Genomic DNA, 16,338 nt, shown 5'->3' with positions numbered 1-16,338 from the left:
CCTAGGATCGCTCTAAAAGCAGCTTCTGCTGATAATCTAATAACTCATCAGCGGGCATAGGCCGTGCAAATAAGTAACCTTGATAACAAGGGCAGCCCAACTCTTGCAAGAAGTCATACTGAGCTTGAGTTTCTACCCCTTCCGCCACCAAATGAATACCAAGACTAATGCCCATCTGCACAATAGCTTTAACCAGCTGCGCATCTCTTTCATCTGTCACCAAGTCCCGTACAAATTCTTGAGCAATTTTTAGCTGATCAATATCCAGATTCTTCAGATACCCGAGAGAAGAATACCCAGTACCAAAATCATCAATCGAGCAGCGCATCTGCATCCTCTTCAACTGCTTAAAAGTTTCGTCCAGATTAGCGCCCGATTTAAGGAAAACGCCTTCGGTGATTTCTAACCAAAGCTTACCCTTTATCGCGGGATAGCGTTCCAGAGCCGATTCAATATGCTGAATAAATGCTGGATGAGCAAAATGCCGCGAGCTGATATTGATAGATACTTCGCAGTCGCCCATGGATGTCCCTAGCCAGAGCTGCATTTGATGGCACGCTTTCTCAAGAACTTGCAGACCTAAATCGACAATAAGGCTGCTCTCTTCTGCCACACCAATAAATTCAATAGGCCCGACAATACCCCGCTCAGGATGATTCCAGCGCACCAGTGCTTCGCAACCCACCATCGCTCCGTGTTGATCATGCTGCGGTTGGTAAAAGAGTACAAATTGATCTTGTTCTAAGGCCGTTCGAATCGACTTTTCAAGCTCTAATCGATTCAAAATCTCCATTTGCATTTGAGGTTCATAGAAAGCAAAAGCGGCTTTACCAGCATTTTTTGCACGATACATGGCTGTATCCGCCTGCTGAATATAACCTTCCGCCTCAGTATCTAGCTGAGGCAGATACGTAATACCAATACTCGCGCTTACCTTATGGTTATGACCTTTAAGATCAAACGGCTCTTCTAGTGAGCTTAGGATTCGATCGGCGACATGGGCAGCCTGATCCATCACCTGCTCTGGCGTTTCGTCGTTGGCCGGTAGCAGGAAGAGGAATTCATCGCCACCAAATCGACTGAAAATATCTTCCGCTCGCAGTACGTCAGTTAATCGTTCGGCAACCCTTTTTAGCAGTTCATCGCCAATATCATGACCAAGGGAGTCATTCAGCATCTTAAAGTTATCAAGATCCATAAACAGCAGAGCGGTATAACCGTTATGGCGCTCACAATGAGCTAATTGATGCCGCAGGGATTCCATAAACAAATCCCGGTTGGGCAGCTGTGTTATAGAGTCGTAGTACGCTAAATAACGAATGCGCTCTTCACTGGCCTTCTTCTCTGTAATATCCAGAAAAGCAGCCACATAGTGCGTAGGTTGACCTTGCCCTAAGGTATCCACGGCGGTGATCGTCACCATTTCAGGGTAAATAACGCCGTCTTTACGCTTATTCCAGATTTCACCGTGCCAGTGGCCCTTTAATGCCAAGGACTGCCAAAGCTCACGATAAAAATTATCACCGTGGCGACCGGATTTTAGAAAGTTAATCTTCTTACCCAAAACTTCATCGCTGCTGTACCCCGTAATTCGAGTAAAAGCTTTATTAACACGCTGAATCACCGTCTGAGGATCCGTAATAACAATGGCTTCATGGGTTTCAAAGGTGATCGCAGCCAGCTCAAGCTCTTGGGCCGCATACTGCTGTTCGGTAATATCCCGCGCAACAATAGAAAGGAAATGATTTTGCCCACCGTTTCGGTGATTCACAATAACGCGCTCACCCTTAAGCGCTAAGTGGCGCTGAGGTTTATCATTTTGCACCCGTAAACAACATTCAATATCCAAACGCTGCCCTCGAATAGCACTCGCTAACGCCCGCTCTACCTCTGGCATCTGCTCCGGTGCTAACTGCTCTAAAAATAAGCGCTCACTGGCTTTATGCTCCTCTGGATCAAGATCCAGCAAGTCATAAAATTGAGCAGACCATTGATGATCTAAGCCGTTATGAGCCCACTCCCAACTGCCCATTTGAGCAATGCGCTGGGATTCAGCGAGCAACTCATTACTTTTCTGCAGCTCTTTGGTACGTAAACGTACCTGCCTTGAGATATCAGATGAACGCCCTGCCAGCACCAACAGGAAGCCCCCCATCAAAGAGGTCATAAAAAAGCCGCCGGTTAAAACAAAATAAAGCCCCCAAGAATAACCAAGATTTTGTTTTGATGCTGCCTGCTCAAGTATCCAAACCCCTGACCCTACACGAATTTCCGATTGGTCATACAGCATACCCTTTTCACTGGTATCAAATTCACCAGAGGTATAATAAAGCTGATCAGGGCTGCCTTTGGGGTAAAGACGAAGTCCATTTTTCTTTAGATTGTATCGCGCTAAAACATTGTTAATTAGATCATCAATGCGTACGACAGCAACAACATAGCCTGCCAGGGCATCAAGCCGCTCACCTTCTTGTTCTGGGGTGCTCTTTGAATGAAACCCAGGAAGGAAGATTAGCGCGCCTTTCTGCTCACCGAACTCCTGCACTAATCGAATCGGATAGGTAGCACTCGCACGACCAGTTCTCACCGCTTGTTCTAACGCTTGGCGGCGCAATGGACTAGATAGAACGTCAAAGCCGAGAGCCGCCTGATTAAGATCAAAAGGCTCGATTAAAGTAACAACGACATAGTTATCTCGCCGCTCTGAGCGCACAAGGCCGTAAATTGAATGCCGCTCCTGAAGCATAAAAGGCACGCCTTTATAGACTTGGCGCATTTTGTCTTCAAAGTTTTCTCGCTCGTGGTCGTGCAGATACACATTCCATGACAAGCCTTGCAGACTGGTTTGGCGTTGCAGAACCTCTTCGGCAAAGCGTTTAAAGTCAGCAGGAGAGGTCTCCAAATTGGAATAAAGAAAGCCCCGTAGATTGTAAAGCTGATTAATATGGGCATTCAGCTCTGCCTGTATCGCTAGCTGTAGGGCATTCGCTTGTCCTTTAAAACGAACACTCTGACTTTCTTCCTCTTTATCTAGCCCTTGGCGGTACATTAATATTGTGAAAATAACCACCAAGATCAAAGGTAGCCCTACAGTAAAACGCTGAGCTTTCCAGTAACGACGCGGCAGGGCAAACATCAAAAACATTAATGGAGCAAAAACAGTCACGCCAATGGTATCGCCCACCCACCACGTGAGCCAGTTAATCTCCGCGACCTGAGCATCAACAACGCCGGTGGAAATTAAGAAACCAACACTTAGGGTGGCACTGACCAAGCAGCTCACCGGCCCAGCAAGGATAAGAAAGCGTAAAATATCGCCAACTCGATTAAGACGTGTAGGGTAGCCGATATAACGGCGCATTAGAAAAGCCCCCAATATTGCCTGTAAGGCAGAGGCGCTAGCAATCCATGTCGGGGCAATTAATGCTTCAATGGCAGGGATCTGCAAGCCATGTTGGTTAATAACATTGATAAAAAAAGAAGCGAACCAGACGCCGACTAATCCTGGAGTACGCCAGATAAGCACGGATGCTAAGGCAACCCCTGATGGCGGCCAAATTGCCGTTGCATAACCTGGTGGAATCGCTAGCTGCACACCAAGTAAGCCAGCAAAAATATTAACCGTGAGTACGAGCAGAACTACCATTGTAAAGTGCCGCACAGAGATTCCTTAATATATTAGTCGGACATCAAATTAAGATATTACCAATTACCAACCGATGTGACTGCTAGCCTTTTGTTATCAATTGTCTGATAACCCAGCATTTTGTGTTATTAAGATTAAGACTAGCATGACAAAAACAAAAAAACCCCACATCAAAAGTGAGGTTTTTATACTTACTGGATCGTGTAACCATCCAACGGATTTAAGCTAATTGTGGCTATCTGACGAAATCTATCTAAGCGAACGAACTCTAGCTAACAAACCCTAACTAACGAGTCACTAACCCTAAGCCCGACTAAGCCGGATAACCCAAACGCTAAAATAATCCCTGTGCGTAACTGGTCACAACAACCCCTAATCCAAATATCAGTACCAATACCGTTACTAGATCAGGTCGATTTTTTTTCATGGTTATTCCTTGCCTCTTCTATATAGAGCCTACAAACCAAAATCGAGAAAACCCACCAAAATACTTAAATAACATTGTCGATATGAGTGTTTTCACGGTTAATGCTTATAGTTTATAGAGGTCCACTTGCTTTGCAATAGATACCTTACAGGCTCTTTGTCTAGGTCATTTTTTGCCGGTTTTTCGACTAAAAATACCGCTTAGAAAAGACACAGCAAAAAAGAGGCCAACCGTAATATCAACAGTTCTAGCCCAGAGCAGAACCATTACTGCAAAAACAGATGATAAGCAGGGTTTCCGCTCTCATCCCAGTAGCGATAACCGATCCGATCTAAATATTCAGATACTTTTTGTTTGTCTTTATTAGGCACCTGCATACCGATCAAGACACGACCATAGGCGGCACCGTGATTACGGTAATGGAACAGAGAGATGTTCCAATTCTGACCAAGATTATTAAGGAAATTAAGTAACGCACCCGGACGCTCGGGGAACTCAAAACGGAACAGTTGCTCGTTTTCAATATCATCATTACGCCCACCACCAAGGTGACGAATATGCAGTTTAGCCATCTCGTTGTCGCTAAGGTCGATGGTCGGATAGCCTTCAGCATCTAATGAGCGAATCAGTTCAGCCCGATCGTTAATATCTTTTAGTTGGATACCCACAAAAATTTTGGCATCACGACTATCAGAATAGCGATAGTTGAATTCTGTCACCATGCGACGGCCCACAATTTTGCAGAACTGTTTAAAGCTGCCCGGACGCTCAGGAATCGTCACCGCTAGAATCGCTTCCCGTTTTTCACCTAGCTCCGCACGCTCGGCAATATGCTGTAGGCGGTCAAAATTGGTATTAGCGCCAGAGTTAATACAGATAAGGGTTTCGCCTTTTGTATTGTTCTGCTGTACATACTTTTTTAGGCCAGCCAAAGAGAGCGCACCAGAAGGCTCCGATACCGCACGGGTGTCTTCAAACACGTCTTTTACGGCGGCACAGATCTCATCGGTATTTACCGTGATCACATCATCAACAAAGTGCTGAGCGATACGAAACGGCTCTTCACCAATTTGAGCCACAGCCACACCTTCAGCAAAAATACCAACCTGATCAAGAATGACCCGTTCGCCAGCATCCATAGCCGCTTTTAGGCAGGCCGCATCTTCCGCTTCAACACCGATAACCTTGATGTCAGGACGTAAGTATTTCACGTAAGCCGCGATACCGGCGATTAAACCACCGCCGCCCACAGGAACAAAAATAGCATCAATATCCGCAGGATACTGACGCAGAATTTCCATCGCGACCGTACCTTGTCCTGCAATCACTTCAGGGTGATCGTAAGGAGGGATATAGGTGTAGCCTTTCTCTTTTACCAGCTCTTGGGCGTACTCAGACGCTTCTGCAAAGGCATCGCCTTTTAGAATAACCTTTGCGCCACGGGCTTTAGCGGACGCGACTTTAATTTCTGGAGTAATTTTAGGCATCACAATAATCGCCTTAATCCCCATATGCTTAGCCGCCATTGCCACACCTTGAGCATGATTACCTGCAGAGGCGGTAATAACGCCACGGGCTTTCTCTTCTTCCGTCAACTGCGCCATCGCATTGTAAGCGCCGCGCAATTTAAATGAGAAAACGGGCTGTAGGTCTTCGCGCTTAATCAAAATGGTGTTGTTCAATCGTTTGGAGAGAAAACGAGCCTCACTCAGAGGAGTTTCTATGGCCACATCATAAACGCGGGCCTGTAAAATGCGCTTTACGTATCTTTCCAACATTCTCTTTTCCACTCTTTGAACAACACGATAGGGTAGTGATTTATATAGGGTTCACCATAAAGCCGACTATCTTATGCCTTATGGCAAGATAACGTCTACAGCTTACCGGCCTTACCCCGTATAATATGCGGGTATTTTATCCGTTAGCGTCTAAAAAAGACCCCCCATCCAGGCTCAAATCCCATGACTCAAGACGATCTGAAAAAAGCAGTTGCAGAAGCAGCCCTAGAAGAAGTTAAAAAAATCATCGATAAAGATAGCATTGTTGGCGTGGGCACAGGCTCTACCGCAAACTTTTTTATTGATGCTTTAGCGACCATCAAATTTGATTTTGACGGTGCGGTTGCCAGTTCTGAAGCAACTCGTGAACGCCTTCAAGCCCACGGTATTGCTGTTTATGACCTAAACGGTGTAGGTACGGTGCCGGTTTATGTCGATGGGGCTGATGAAGTTAATGATCGCCTGCACATGGTAAAAGGCGGTGGCGGCGCACTAACCCGTGAGAAGATTATTGGTGCGGCATCACAAACCTTTATCTGCATCGCCGATGAAAGCAAGCAAGTGCCTATTCTGGGAGGTTTTCCGCTGCCGGTTGAAGTGATTCCAATGGCACGTAGCTACGTGGCTCGGGAGCTGGTAAAAATGGGAGCCAATCCCGTTTACCGTGAAGACTTTGTAACCGATAACGGCAATGTAATTCTGGATCTATACAACTTCCCTATTGATGATCCGTTAACCATTGAACAAAAAATCAACAACATTACAGGGGTTGTCACCAACGGCCTGTTTGCATTACGTCCAGCGGATATTCTGCTTCTAGGTGGCGTTGATGGCGTTAAAAAACTAACCGCTAAGTAGCCTCAAAAGTAGTTTTTGTGGGCAGCCTCAGCCAGTAATAAAAACGGTAGCTATAGGGCTACCGTTTCTTATGTCAGCTTGCAACACACCCTTTAATCGCAAGACAATCATTCTGTTGATCACGGCCTTTCAAGCTCATTGCAAAATGATCACCGGCTTTAAGAGCAGCAACCCCGGCTGGGGTTCCTGTTAATACAACATCACCCGCTTCCAGGGTAAATGTTTGGCTGATAATACTAACAAGCTCCGCCAATGGTGTGATCATCTGGTCGCTACTACCCTCTTGGCGCAACTGATCATTCACACTTAACGTAATATGTAGGATTTTATCGCCGATCAATTGGCAAGGAACAAAAGCGGATAAAGGCGCAGAGCCATCAAATGCTTTTGAAACTTCCCACGGATGGCCATTCTTTTTCAACGTGCTTTGCAGGTCTCGCAGGGTCAGATCAAGCCCTAGCCCAACGCCAACAACTTTATCGATCGCCTCTTCTGGGCTTACTTTGCTTAATGTATCACCAATTAGCAGAGCAATCTCCGCTTCATGATGGCATTCGCCTTGCCCTTGGGGTAGCACTAAAGGCTGCGTGATATCAACAGCCGCCGTGGCAGGTTTAATAAAAAGCAAAGGTGTCGCCGGAATAGGGTTATTCAACTCTTTAGCATGTTCCGCATAGTTACGGCCAATGCAGACTATTTTCCCTAGATTCCAAGGCGTTGGTTTTTGATCAGACCATTGCAAAGTAAAGGCCATAACGAAAATATCCTTAATCTTACTTAATGTTAGTCGTGCCACCTAATTTTAGGCAGTTTCAGCTTGCAGCATAACATCATCGCTATTAGAGGATATGCCTCTTGTTTGAATCCCTGTTAAGGCTTAGAGACCAAAAAACGGCTGCATTAATTTTGGAATCCAACCGTCAAACTTTAACGGTGCATCGGTAACAATCAAACAGATACAGTCCTGATCACGGTCGGCAATGGGTTGATGATTGATATCAGGATCAAGGTCAGCAACATCCCCCGAGCATAGCCGTCCGGTTTCATCGCAATAAGAGCCGCTTAAAATAAGCGTCAGCTCACTACCGCTATGTCCATGCCGAGGCATACAGGTTCCAGGGGAGATCTTTAACAGTCGCACAGCCTTATCACCGGAAAAGTTAGGTTGATCGAACTTAATCTGACTGATCCCTGGTGCAAGCCGTTGCCAGTTTTGATCTTTTTCTAACCATTGAGCCACCGGCTCTGCCCACTCAGGCAACCAGTCTGGGCGCTCAAAATGCACCGCTTTTGACGTTAACGATGGCGCTGTATCGAGCAAATCCAGCTTAGCAAAAATATCATCAACGGAGGCCCGCATACTGCTCTGGGGTAGATGCTCCAGTAAATCGCCACCGATAGCTTCAGCGTCTGCGACACGATGCCGACAATGCTCACAGCAGGCCAAATGGCACTGCAATAACATTTGCGCACCGGGGCTTAAACTGCCAGCGGCATAACTCAGTAAGGTTGCATCGTCAGGGTGATGTTTGGGGGCAACATGAGCATCGTTCATTAGCTCATAGGGCGGTGCTATTTGAGCAGATTTCATACGGGCTCTCCCCCAGTTAAGCCATCACTGGCTAGCGACAGACGTAATTTTTTAAAAGCCAAACGTAAACCAGATTTAACGCTGCCAATGGGTATCTCCAAATCAGCGGCGATCTCACTGTGGCTTTTACCTTGGTAATAAGATTTGTAGACTAGCTGGGCTTGCATAAGCGGTAGTTCTTTTAAGGCATCTTCGATATGTTTCTGTGAACTCTTCCAATCACTATTATCGTCACTGGCGTACTCTTGGTGATCCAGCAAACTTTCATGCTCATGGTAAGAGTCCGTGCTTTTCTCTAGCTTTCCACGACCTGATCGCTGTTGATCAATAAATAGATTACGGGCAATACAGAAGATCCATGTAGACGCAGCAGCTTTCTCAGCATGATACTGCTCTGCTTTCCTCCAAACTTGTAACAGCGCCTCCTGCGCCAGCTCTTCCGCCTGCGCCTCAGTTAAGCCAAAACGCAGCAGGTAGGTTTTTACTCGCGGAGCAAAATACTGGTACAAGGCCGCAAACGCTTCACGGTCGTGATGTAAACCCACGTCCGTTAAAGCCTGATTCCAGTTTTTAGAGGCTGATCGCACTTTTTCCATCCGTTCTCTCCCGTTATCTACTGCTTTTACGAGCGAGTGTTTTCGCTGGATCACTGACCGTAGATATCAGTTCGATTATGTCTAGGCGATTCCCAAATGGGCCGCTCGGTTATCTGTGAAACAAGTGATCTGCTTTATTTACGCTACCGTAAGGTGAGTCAGTAGATTATGAATCATCAGCTTATTTTGGAGCGTCTTTTATGGCCCCTTCCGTTACCGGTCACTCTGTGTCTAGCTTGTCAAACTCTGGAACTGACGTATCAAGTTCTGAGGCTGACGTATCAAATATTGAAACCGCTCTATCTGCTGGCCACTCCGCCTTTGATAACAGAGGCCGCAGTAACGGCAAAACCATTGCCGTGATCGGCTCGGGAATCGCAGGACTCTCTGCCGCTTGGCTGTTAAGCAAAAAACACTCGGTCACTTTATTTGAGAAAGACGACCGTTTTGGCGGCCACTCCAATACGGTAACCGTTAATACGCCCGATGGCCTTATTCCTGTCGATACAGGTTTTATTGTTTACAACCCAACGAACTACCCTAATTTAACCGCACTGTTTAAGCACCTTAATGTTGATACAGCCGCGACTGAGATGTCATTTGCCGTCTCCGCAGAGGAAGGCCGCATAGAATATAATGGTAATGGCCTACGGGGTATTTTTCCCTCATTGGGCAACGTATTTAATCCTCGCATTTGGCGCATGTTAAAAGATGTGCTGCGTTTCTATAAAGAATCTGAAAGCTGGCAGGCCGTGCTATCTGAGGACGTAACCCTTGGAGAGCTGCTAAAAAACCATCATTACTCCGATGACTTCCGAGACCTACACCTGATTCCAATGGGGGCCGCCATTTGGTCAACGCCTGCGGATCAAATGATGGATTATCCTGCCCTAGCCTTTCTTCGCTTCTGTAAAAACCATGGCTTACTACAGGTTGATGACCGGCCTCAATGGCACTCTGTTCGCGGTGGTAGCCGTGAGTATGTCAGCAAACTGATCCATGAAATTCAACCGGCTACATTTTGTAATTTGGGGGTACGTCAAATCATTCGCGCCCAAGATAAGGCCGGAAAAAACAGCAAAGTAACCGTCGTCGACTCCCGCGGCGAACAGCGGGAGTTTGATGATGTGGTTCTGGCCTGTCATGCCGACCAAGCACTGCAATTATTAGCCAACCCAACCCAGCAGGAACAACACTTACTGGGAGCTTTTGGCTATCAGCGTAACAAAGCTATTTTGCATAGCGATACCGCGCTTATGCCCAAAAACCGTAAGGTTTGGTCAAGCTGGAACTACCTAAGAGGCCGAGATGACGACCTGCGTGATCAGCAATCTTTAGCGGTTAGTTATTGGATGAACAAACTACAGGCGCTAGATACAGATCAACCGATGATTGTCACCCTGAACCCACCGATCGAGCCGGAAGAAGGCAGCATTCATTGCAGCTTTTTATATGATCATCCGGTATTTGATCGTAATGCCATCGCCGCTCAAAAAGAACTCCATCAATTACAAGGCCAGCAAAACACATGGTTCTGCGGCAGCTATTTTGGCTATGGTTTTCATGAGGATGGCTTACAATCCGGCCTCGCTGTGGCAGAAGCCCTAGGGGACGTGCGCCGCCCGTGGCAAGTTGAGGATGAATCTGGCCGTATTTATTGGCCGGAGTCTATTCGTAAAGGATTAACTCTAAGCAGTAATAAACAGCAGTAGTGAATAAAAGGAAGTACTCTATGCCGACCAACATGCCCACAAATACCGCTGCCAAGATAACCACAAAAGAGCCTATCAATACAGGCCATAGCCGCCTGTATTACAGCACGGTCATGCACCATAGAGTGAAGCCTGTGGCACATAAATTCACCTATCAAGTCGGTACTTTTTTGCTGGATCTAGATGAGCTTGGCGATCTAGAACAGACATTAGGTAAACGCTGGGGAATGCGATTATTAGGCTACAACCGATCAGGATTATTTAGCCTATACGATAGTGATTACGTAACACACCAAGGTGATTCGCTAAAGCAGCATGCCCAGCGTTTACTGGCAACCAAGGATTGCTCCCCTGCCATTCGCATCGAACTACTGTGCATGCCGCGCCATTTGGGCTACAGCTTTAATCCACCGAGTATTTTCTTCTGCTACAACGCGAAAAATGAGCTGTACTGCACCTTATATCAAGTCAGTAATACCTTTAATCAAAAACATATTTACAGCGTAGAAGCCAAGCCCATTGAAACCAGTAAACAAGGGACACTGCAACATCAGGCAAAGAAAGTCTTTTATGTATCGCCCTTTATCAAAATGGATTGCCAATATCGCTTTCGAATAAAAGCACCCAGCGAGCAATTAAAAGTGCTGATTCGCCAAGACGATAGCGAAGGCTTATTGCTTCACGCCAACCTGACCGGCAAAGCCACACCGCTAACAGCCAAGGGCTTAATCAGTATGGCCCTTAAGCGGCCACTGTTCACTTATAAAGTTATTGCAGGCATTCACTGGGAAGCACTTCGTCTTTGGCTGAAAAGAATTCCACTGGTGAGTCGCAAAGGCATTCCACAGCCATCACTTGTCACTAAAGGCCAGCCCTTAGCCATAACGACTAAAGAGGATTAGAACCATGCCTTCTCGTTCACGCTCTATCGTACAACTATCAAGATCTGCGGCTCAGGACTCAGTATCTACAGATAAACATCAGCCGGTGCGTCACCCATTTTGGCGCTGGCTTATCAATATTATGAACAAGTCTCAGCTCAGTCGTCTGACATTGGTACTGCCCAATAATCATATCCTGCACATTGGTCGCATTACTGAAGGTGTGCCTGCTCCGACGATAAAAATCAACAACACGGCGGCTATTCGTAAGGCTTATATTTCCGGCATTCTAGGCTGGGGGGAAGCTTATATAGAAGGTGACTGGGAGACCAATGACCTGTTGCAAGTCACCGAGTGGGCGATGCAAAACTCTCAGGCTTTAAACGATATATTCGACGGCAGTACCTTTGGTCGTTGGTTGCATCGTTTATTACACCGCTTAAACGACAACAGCTTAAAAGGCAGTCGCCGTAATATCTCAGCCCATTACGATCTGGGTAATGATTTTTATGCACAGTGGCTAGATCCAAGCATGACCTATTCATCAGCACTGTATCATCATGCCAATGACAGCCTGCAAACGGCGCAGCACAACAAATATGACCGTATTCTAGAGCTGCTTAATCCTAAGGCTGGAGATAAAGTACTGGAGATAGGTTGCGGCTGGGGCGGTTTCGCCGAGCGGCTGTTAAATCAACACCCTGATAGCCACTATCACGGGATTACGTTATCCACAGAGCAGTTGGCTTGGAGCCAAAACCGCCTAAGAAAACAAGCGGTGGATAACCGAGGGGAAGCAACATTAACCGGCTCTCAAATAAGATTAACCGACCCTCAAACAACATTAACGGATTATCGCGAGATCACGGGACAATACGAAAAGATCGTTTCCATTGAGATGCTGGAAGCCGTTGGTGAGGCCCATTGGCCAACGTATTTTAAAACCCTCTATGATCGCTTAGTCCCCGGTGGTGAGGCGGTTATTCAGGTGATCACCATTGAAGAGCAGCGCTTTGAACATTATCGCAACAACGCAGATTTTATCCAACGCTATATATTCCCCGGAGGCATGCTGCTAACGCCAAGGGTGGTTCAAGAGCAAGCAGAACAGGCAGGACTGGAACTGAATGTCCAACAGGCCTTCGGTCAAGATTATGCCAAAACCCTTGCCGCATGGCGGGATAACTTTGATGGCGCTTGGAGCAGTATTCAATCATTGGGATTTGATGAACGCTTCCGCCGTCTATGGCGCTACTACCTTTGTTACTGCGAGAGTGGGTTTCGCCATGAAAGTATTAATGTGTATCTCTTCCGTTTGAAAAAGCCCGAGTAATGATGCCGATTCAACGCCAACACCCGTTCAGTATTTATGTTCAGCGGTTGTCGCTTCTAATAGGCATAAGATTGCTGCTTTTAATCAGCACAAGTTTGAGCGTTATGGCTTCAGCCGATGAGCCCAAAATAGATCATCGGCCCAAATATAAGCACGACTTTTACAGTCTATCCCATTGGAATAAATTATATGGTGGGACAATAGACTTTAGTGTCACTCGCAACCAAAAAACCGTGGGGCGTTATCAGATTTTATTTAAAGGCACGGAGGAAAACTGGCAAGTAGAAAGCAGCATGGCATTAGACTTTAAGGCTTTTCTATTTTTCCCTTACCGTTTTCGCTATCAAGGTATAGAGCATTGGCAGCAACAGACAATGACGCGTTTTAGCAGCAAAGTTGATCGCAACGGTGATATCAGCATCAGCCAGCTTCAACGTACCAGAAATAGTACCGGAGATCCCTTTTGGCAAGGCGGAGCATGGTCGCTTGATGATAAAATCACCAAAGAAACACAACCGCCAAAGTCAGCCATTAAGGTACTTTCCACTGGCGATCAGGGGTTATCATCGAGCCTTTCCTCTAACCTTTCGAATCTTGCCTTAAGCAATCACTATAACCCCAGCATTATCGGTCAAAGCCTGTTGTTTAATTCGTTAAGCGGGCAACTGAATCGTATTGCGCTGGTCAAAGAAGGCATTGAAACCGTCTATGATGGCCAAGCAAATATTACAGCAACCCGTTACCGCTATACCGGCGACCTTAAAGATACTTGGGTGTGGTACGCCAATGATGGGCGCTGGGTACGGATGCGCTTTATCGCCGATGACGGCTCTAGGATTCAGCTTAACTGCCAGCGCTGTTATTAACATCATCGCTATTATCTATTAGCACCACCGTGGTTTAACGCTATTAATACGAGGTAAAGCCATGACGCAGGAATTGATTTGGATTACCGGCGCCAGCCAAGGGATTGGTAAAGCCCTTGCTTTAGCTTATGCTCAGGAAGGTAAAACCGTCGCAATCAGCGCCCGCAATGCTAGCAAGCTGCAACAGGTTGTGGATGAATCGATCGGCTTAACGGGTCGTATCTTTGCCCTTCCCTGTGATGTCACCGATAAACATCAAGTACAAGCCTGTCTCAATCTATTAATCGAGGAAGAGACACTTCCTGATCGCGTTATACTTAACGCTGGAACCCACCAGCCAATGGCTGCCAATGAGTTCAGCGCCAGCACTCTGAAAACGCTGATGGATATCAACGTCATTGGCACGGCGATTCCTCTGGAAATGTTATTGCCGCTCTATCTTAAACCGCCGCTCTGTCTTAAGCAGTCTTCCCATCTCGAATATCAACCCGGCCAGCAAAAAAAGGTTCAGATTGCGATTGTTGCCTCGGTAGCCGGATATCGCGGCCTACCCACCGCCAGCGCCTACGGTGCCAGCAAAGCCGCACTTATCAACTTAGCCGAGTCATTAAAGGCCGAGCTGTATCATTCTAGAGTCGATATTCGTTTAATTAATCCAGGCTTTGTCAAAACCCCACTGACCGATGAGAATAACTTCAAGATGCCTTTTCTGATCAGTGCTGACAAGGCCGCCCAGACGATTATAAAAGGTCTCACTGGGAAACATTTCGAGGTCGTATTTCCATCAAGAATGGCCATTGCCATGAGCCTGCTAAAATGGTTACCTGATAGTATCTTCTTTCCACTGATCAACAGAGGAACCAAACATGGACGCTAATGCCAAGGTGCAAGATTCTGCCATCATGCAGGCCAATACGGAGCTTACGGAGACGCAGCATGAACAGCTGCACCAAACTTTAAAACAATATTTTGCACTTTTTCAGAGTGCTGATTATCAAAAAGAAATAACGCCCGAAGCCATTAATACCATCGTGCATAGCAATATTCTCTTTAAAGATCCTTTCCAGCGCATCAACGGCCATCAAGACTTTTGCCAGTTGCTGAATCACTTCCATCATTCGGTAAAAGATGCACGGTTTCTTATTGAAGCGATCTTTGAACACCCAGAGCGTGACAACCTGCATAACCGTCACTATCTTGTAAAATGGCGGTTTAGTGGCCACCTAAAAAGCACCGGCCTATGGCAGTTCCCTGGGGTTAGCGAAATAGAACAAGATGAAGACGGCCTTATAACTCATCACACCGATTACTGGGATGCAGGGGAGCACTTCTATGAGAAGCTGCCCTTCTTCGGCAGAATTGTCGGCTGGATCAAAGCCAAAGTGGCAAGCGCCGTAAGGAAAGCCTGAAACAAAGGGCTAGACTCAAAAAATTGGACGAGCTAGGACTTGCTAGAAAGCGCTAGAAAGTGCCCTGCTACCTGCCGCCGCCGTATATAAGACGGGCGCTTTCTAGTGCAATTACCGTAATTTAAAAATCAGAGTAAATAACCATCCACCAGCCCCACCAACTTACCAATCTCTGGTTTGGTCATGGTGTCGTTAGCACCAAGCGCTAAGGCTTTGCCACGGTTGTCCTCACTCATAATAGAGGAGAACATAATAATCGGTGTTGAAACATAGCCCTTGCTCTCCCGCAGGCGCTTCACAAGGTGTAAACCATCCATGCGCGGCATCTCCACATCACTGATAATCATGCTAACCAAGTCGCTAACCGGCAGGTGCTCTTCTTTGGCAACCAATTCAAACTCTTGCAGAATCTCGAAAGCATCCGCCCCATCTTTAGCCGCGATAACATTGTAACCGGCTGTGCGTAGAGTGGTTTCGATCAGCTTGCGGATAAAAGCGGAATCATCCACAACTAATAGAGTATTGGCCTGACGCTTAGCGGTCATACGGTCATCGATGATCACTTTACGATCTTCTTTGACATTATATTTTTCCATACTCAATTCTGGGTTGATATCGGCGATGATTTTCTCAAAGTCCAGAATCATAATCAGGCGTTTTTCACGACGAACAACGGCGACAACGCAGTCTTGCTCTCCGCTTTCTAAGAACTGGCTTGGAGATTCAACCTCTTCCCATGAGATACGATGGATGCGGCTAACACCATCGACCAAAAAGCCATTCGACATACGGTTAAAGTCGGTAACGATAACGTTTTTAGTCTCGAATGCACCAAGGGTTTTAATACCGAGCCAACCACCCAGATCAACAAGGGGAATCATACTATCCCGCAAGGAAAAGACCCCGACCAAGTTTGGGTTTGGATTTGGGTAATCCGTTGTTTCAGGTACGCGGATCACTTCACGTACTTTAGCGACGTTAATACCGTAATAACTGATTTTCTCACCGCCATCAGGAAGCTGTTTGCGCAGTTGAAACTCAATTATTTCCAGTTCGTTGGTGCCGCTTTCCAACAGAATGGCTTGTTTTTCTGGGCTAACTGCGTTCATAAACTCCCTCGCTGAAATTCCATAATCCTCTATGATAACAAGCCGATAGGATGCTTATTAATAGAGTGCTACTTGCTGTGGTTCTTGATAACTGTGGGGTACAGTTCTTTTTAAGGCTTTAACTCTAACAGA

At 46.4% G+C, this 16,338-nt stretch carries 13 protein-coding genes; 7 read left to right on the top strand and 6 right to left on the bottom strand.

What is annotated here, in order from left to right:
* Position 1: 1 nt before the first annotated feature.
* On the bottom strand, positions 2–3,661 hold the full coding sequence (locus G517_RS0106145; RefSeq protein ID WP_157833160.1) for an EAL domain-containing protein: 3,660 nt from the start codon (positions 3,659–3,661) through the stop codon (positions 2–4).
* 678 nt (positions 3,662–4,339) lie between these two features.
* Positions 4,340–5,863: a threonine ammonia-lyase, biosynthetic gene (gene ilvA, locus G517_RS0106135; protein ID WP_281167503.1), complete on the bottom strand. Its 1,524-nt coding sequence runs from the start codon at positions 5,861–5,863 to the stop codon at positions 4,340–4,342.
* A 171-nt stretch (positions 5,864–6,034) separates the two neighbouring features.
* Between ilvA and rpiA the strand changes: the two genes are divergently transcribed.
* Positions 6,035–6,709 carry a ribose-5-phosphate isomerase RpiA gene (gene rpiA, locus G517_RS0106130; protein WP_028303675.1) on the top strand — a complete coding sequence of 225 codons (675 nt, stop codon included), beginning with the start codon at positions 6,035–6,037 and terminating at the stop codon, positions 6,707–6,709.
* Between the two features lie 73 nt (positions 6,710–6,782).
* Here the strand turns inward: rpiA and G517_RS18015 are convergent, their stop codons facing one another.
* The 3 genes from G517_RS18015 to G517_RS18010 form a co-directional block, all read right to left on the bottom strand.
* Positions 6,783–7,463, bottom strand: coding sequence for a fumarylacetoacetate hydrolase family protein (locus tag G517_RS18015; RefSeq protein ID WP_051206155.1), 681 nt, complete (start codon positions 7,461–7,463; stop codon positions 6,783–6,785).
* A gap of 123 nt (positions 7,464–7,586) precedes the next feature.
* The gene (locus G517_RS0106120; RefSeq protein ID WP_051206154.1) at positions 7,587–8,300 is read right to left on the bottom strand and encodes a ChrR family anti-sigma-E factor; all 714 of its coding nucleotides are present in this window, start codon (positions 8,298–8,300) and stop codon (positions 7,587–7,589) included.
* Positions 8,297–8,896, bottom strand: a complete 600-nt coding sequence (locus tag G517_RS18010; RefSeq protein WP_051206153.1) for a sigma-70 family RNA polymerase sigma factor — start codon at positions 8,894–8,896, stop codon at positions 8,297–8,299. Before G517_RS18010 ends, G517_RS0106120 begins: the two co-directional genes overlap by 4 nt.
* Before the next feature lie 200 nt (positions 8,897–9,096).
* Here G517_RS18010 and G517_RS0106110 point away from each other — a divergent pair, with 200 nt between their 5' ends.
* From G517_RS0106110 to G517_RS0106085, 6 genes are all read left to right on the top strand, one after another.
* A complete protein-coding gene (locus G517_RS0106110) occupies positions 9,097–10,608 on the top strand; it encodes an NAD(P)/FAD-dependent oxidoreductase (protein WP_084632088.1) in 1,512 nt (503 codons plus the stop codon).
* 20 nt (positions 10,609–10,628) lie between these two features.
* Positions 10,629–11,510 carry a DUF1365 domain-containing protein gene (locus G517_RS18005; RefSeq protein ID WP_051206152.1) on the top strand — a complete coding sequence of 294 codons (882 nt, stop codon included), beginning with the start codon at positions 10,629–10,631 and terminating at the stop codon, positions 11,508–11,510.
* Between the two features lie 4 nt (positions 11,511–11,514).
* Positions 11,515–12,822, top strand: a complete 1,308-nt coding sequence (locus tag G517_RS18000) for an SAM-dependent methyltransferase (protein WP_084632087.1) — start codon at positions 11,515–11,517, stop codon at positions 12,820–12,822.
* A 104-nt stretch (positions 12,823–12,926) separates the two neighbouring features.
* Positions 12,927–13,688: a DUF6134 family protein gene (locus tag G517_RS0106095; protein WP_157833159.1), complete on the top strand. Its 762-nt coding sequence runs from the start codon at positions 12,927–12,929 to the stop codon at positions 13,686–13,688.
* Positions 13,689–13,749: 61 nt separating this feature from the next.
* Positions 13,750–14,565 carry an SDR family NAD(P)-dependent oxidoreductase gene (locus tag G517_RS0106090; protein ID WP_036590572.1) on the top strand — a complete coding sequence of 272 codons (816 nt, stop codon included), beginning with the start codon at positions 13,750–13,752 and terminating at the stop codon, positions 14,563–14,565.
* Positions 14,555–15,097: a nuclear transport factor 2 family protein gene (locus G517_RS0106085; RefSeq protein WP_028303670.1), complete on the top strand. Its 543-nt coding sequence runs from the start codon at positions 14,555–14,557 to the stop codon at positions 15,095–15,097. The genes G517_RS0106090 and G517_RS0106085 overlap by 11 nt, the downstream gene beginning before the upstream one ends.
* A gap of 128 nt (positions 15,098–15,225) precedes the next feature.
* On the opposite strand, the gene G517_RS0106080 is transcribed toward G517_RS0106085, so the two are convergent.
* On the bottom strand, positions 15,226–16,206 hold the full coding sequence (locus tag G517_RS0106080; RefSeq protein ID WP_028303669.1) for a chemotaxis protein: 981 nt from the start codon (positions 16,204–16,206) through the stop codon (positions 15,226–15,228).
* Positions 16,207–16,338: the final 132 nt, after the last annotated feature.

The sequence above is a fragment of the Oceanospirillum maris DSM 6286 genome (assembly GCF_000422865.1).
Classification (GTDB): domain Bacteria; phylum Pseudomonadota; class Gammaproteobacteria; order Pseudomonadales; family Halomonadaceae; genus Oceanospirillum; species Oceanospirillum maris.
Note: the sequence above shows the minus strand (reverse complement) of the source record. Positions and strands in the feature narration are given on the sequence as shown.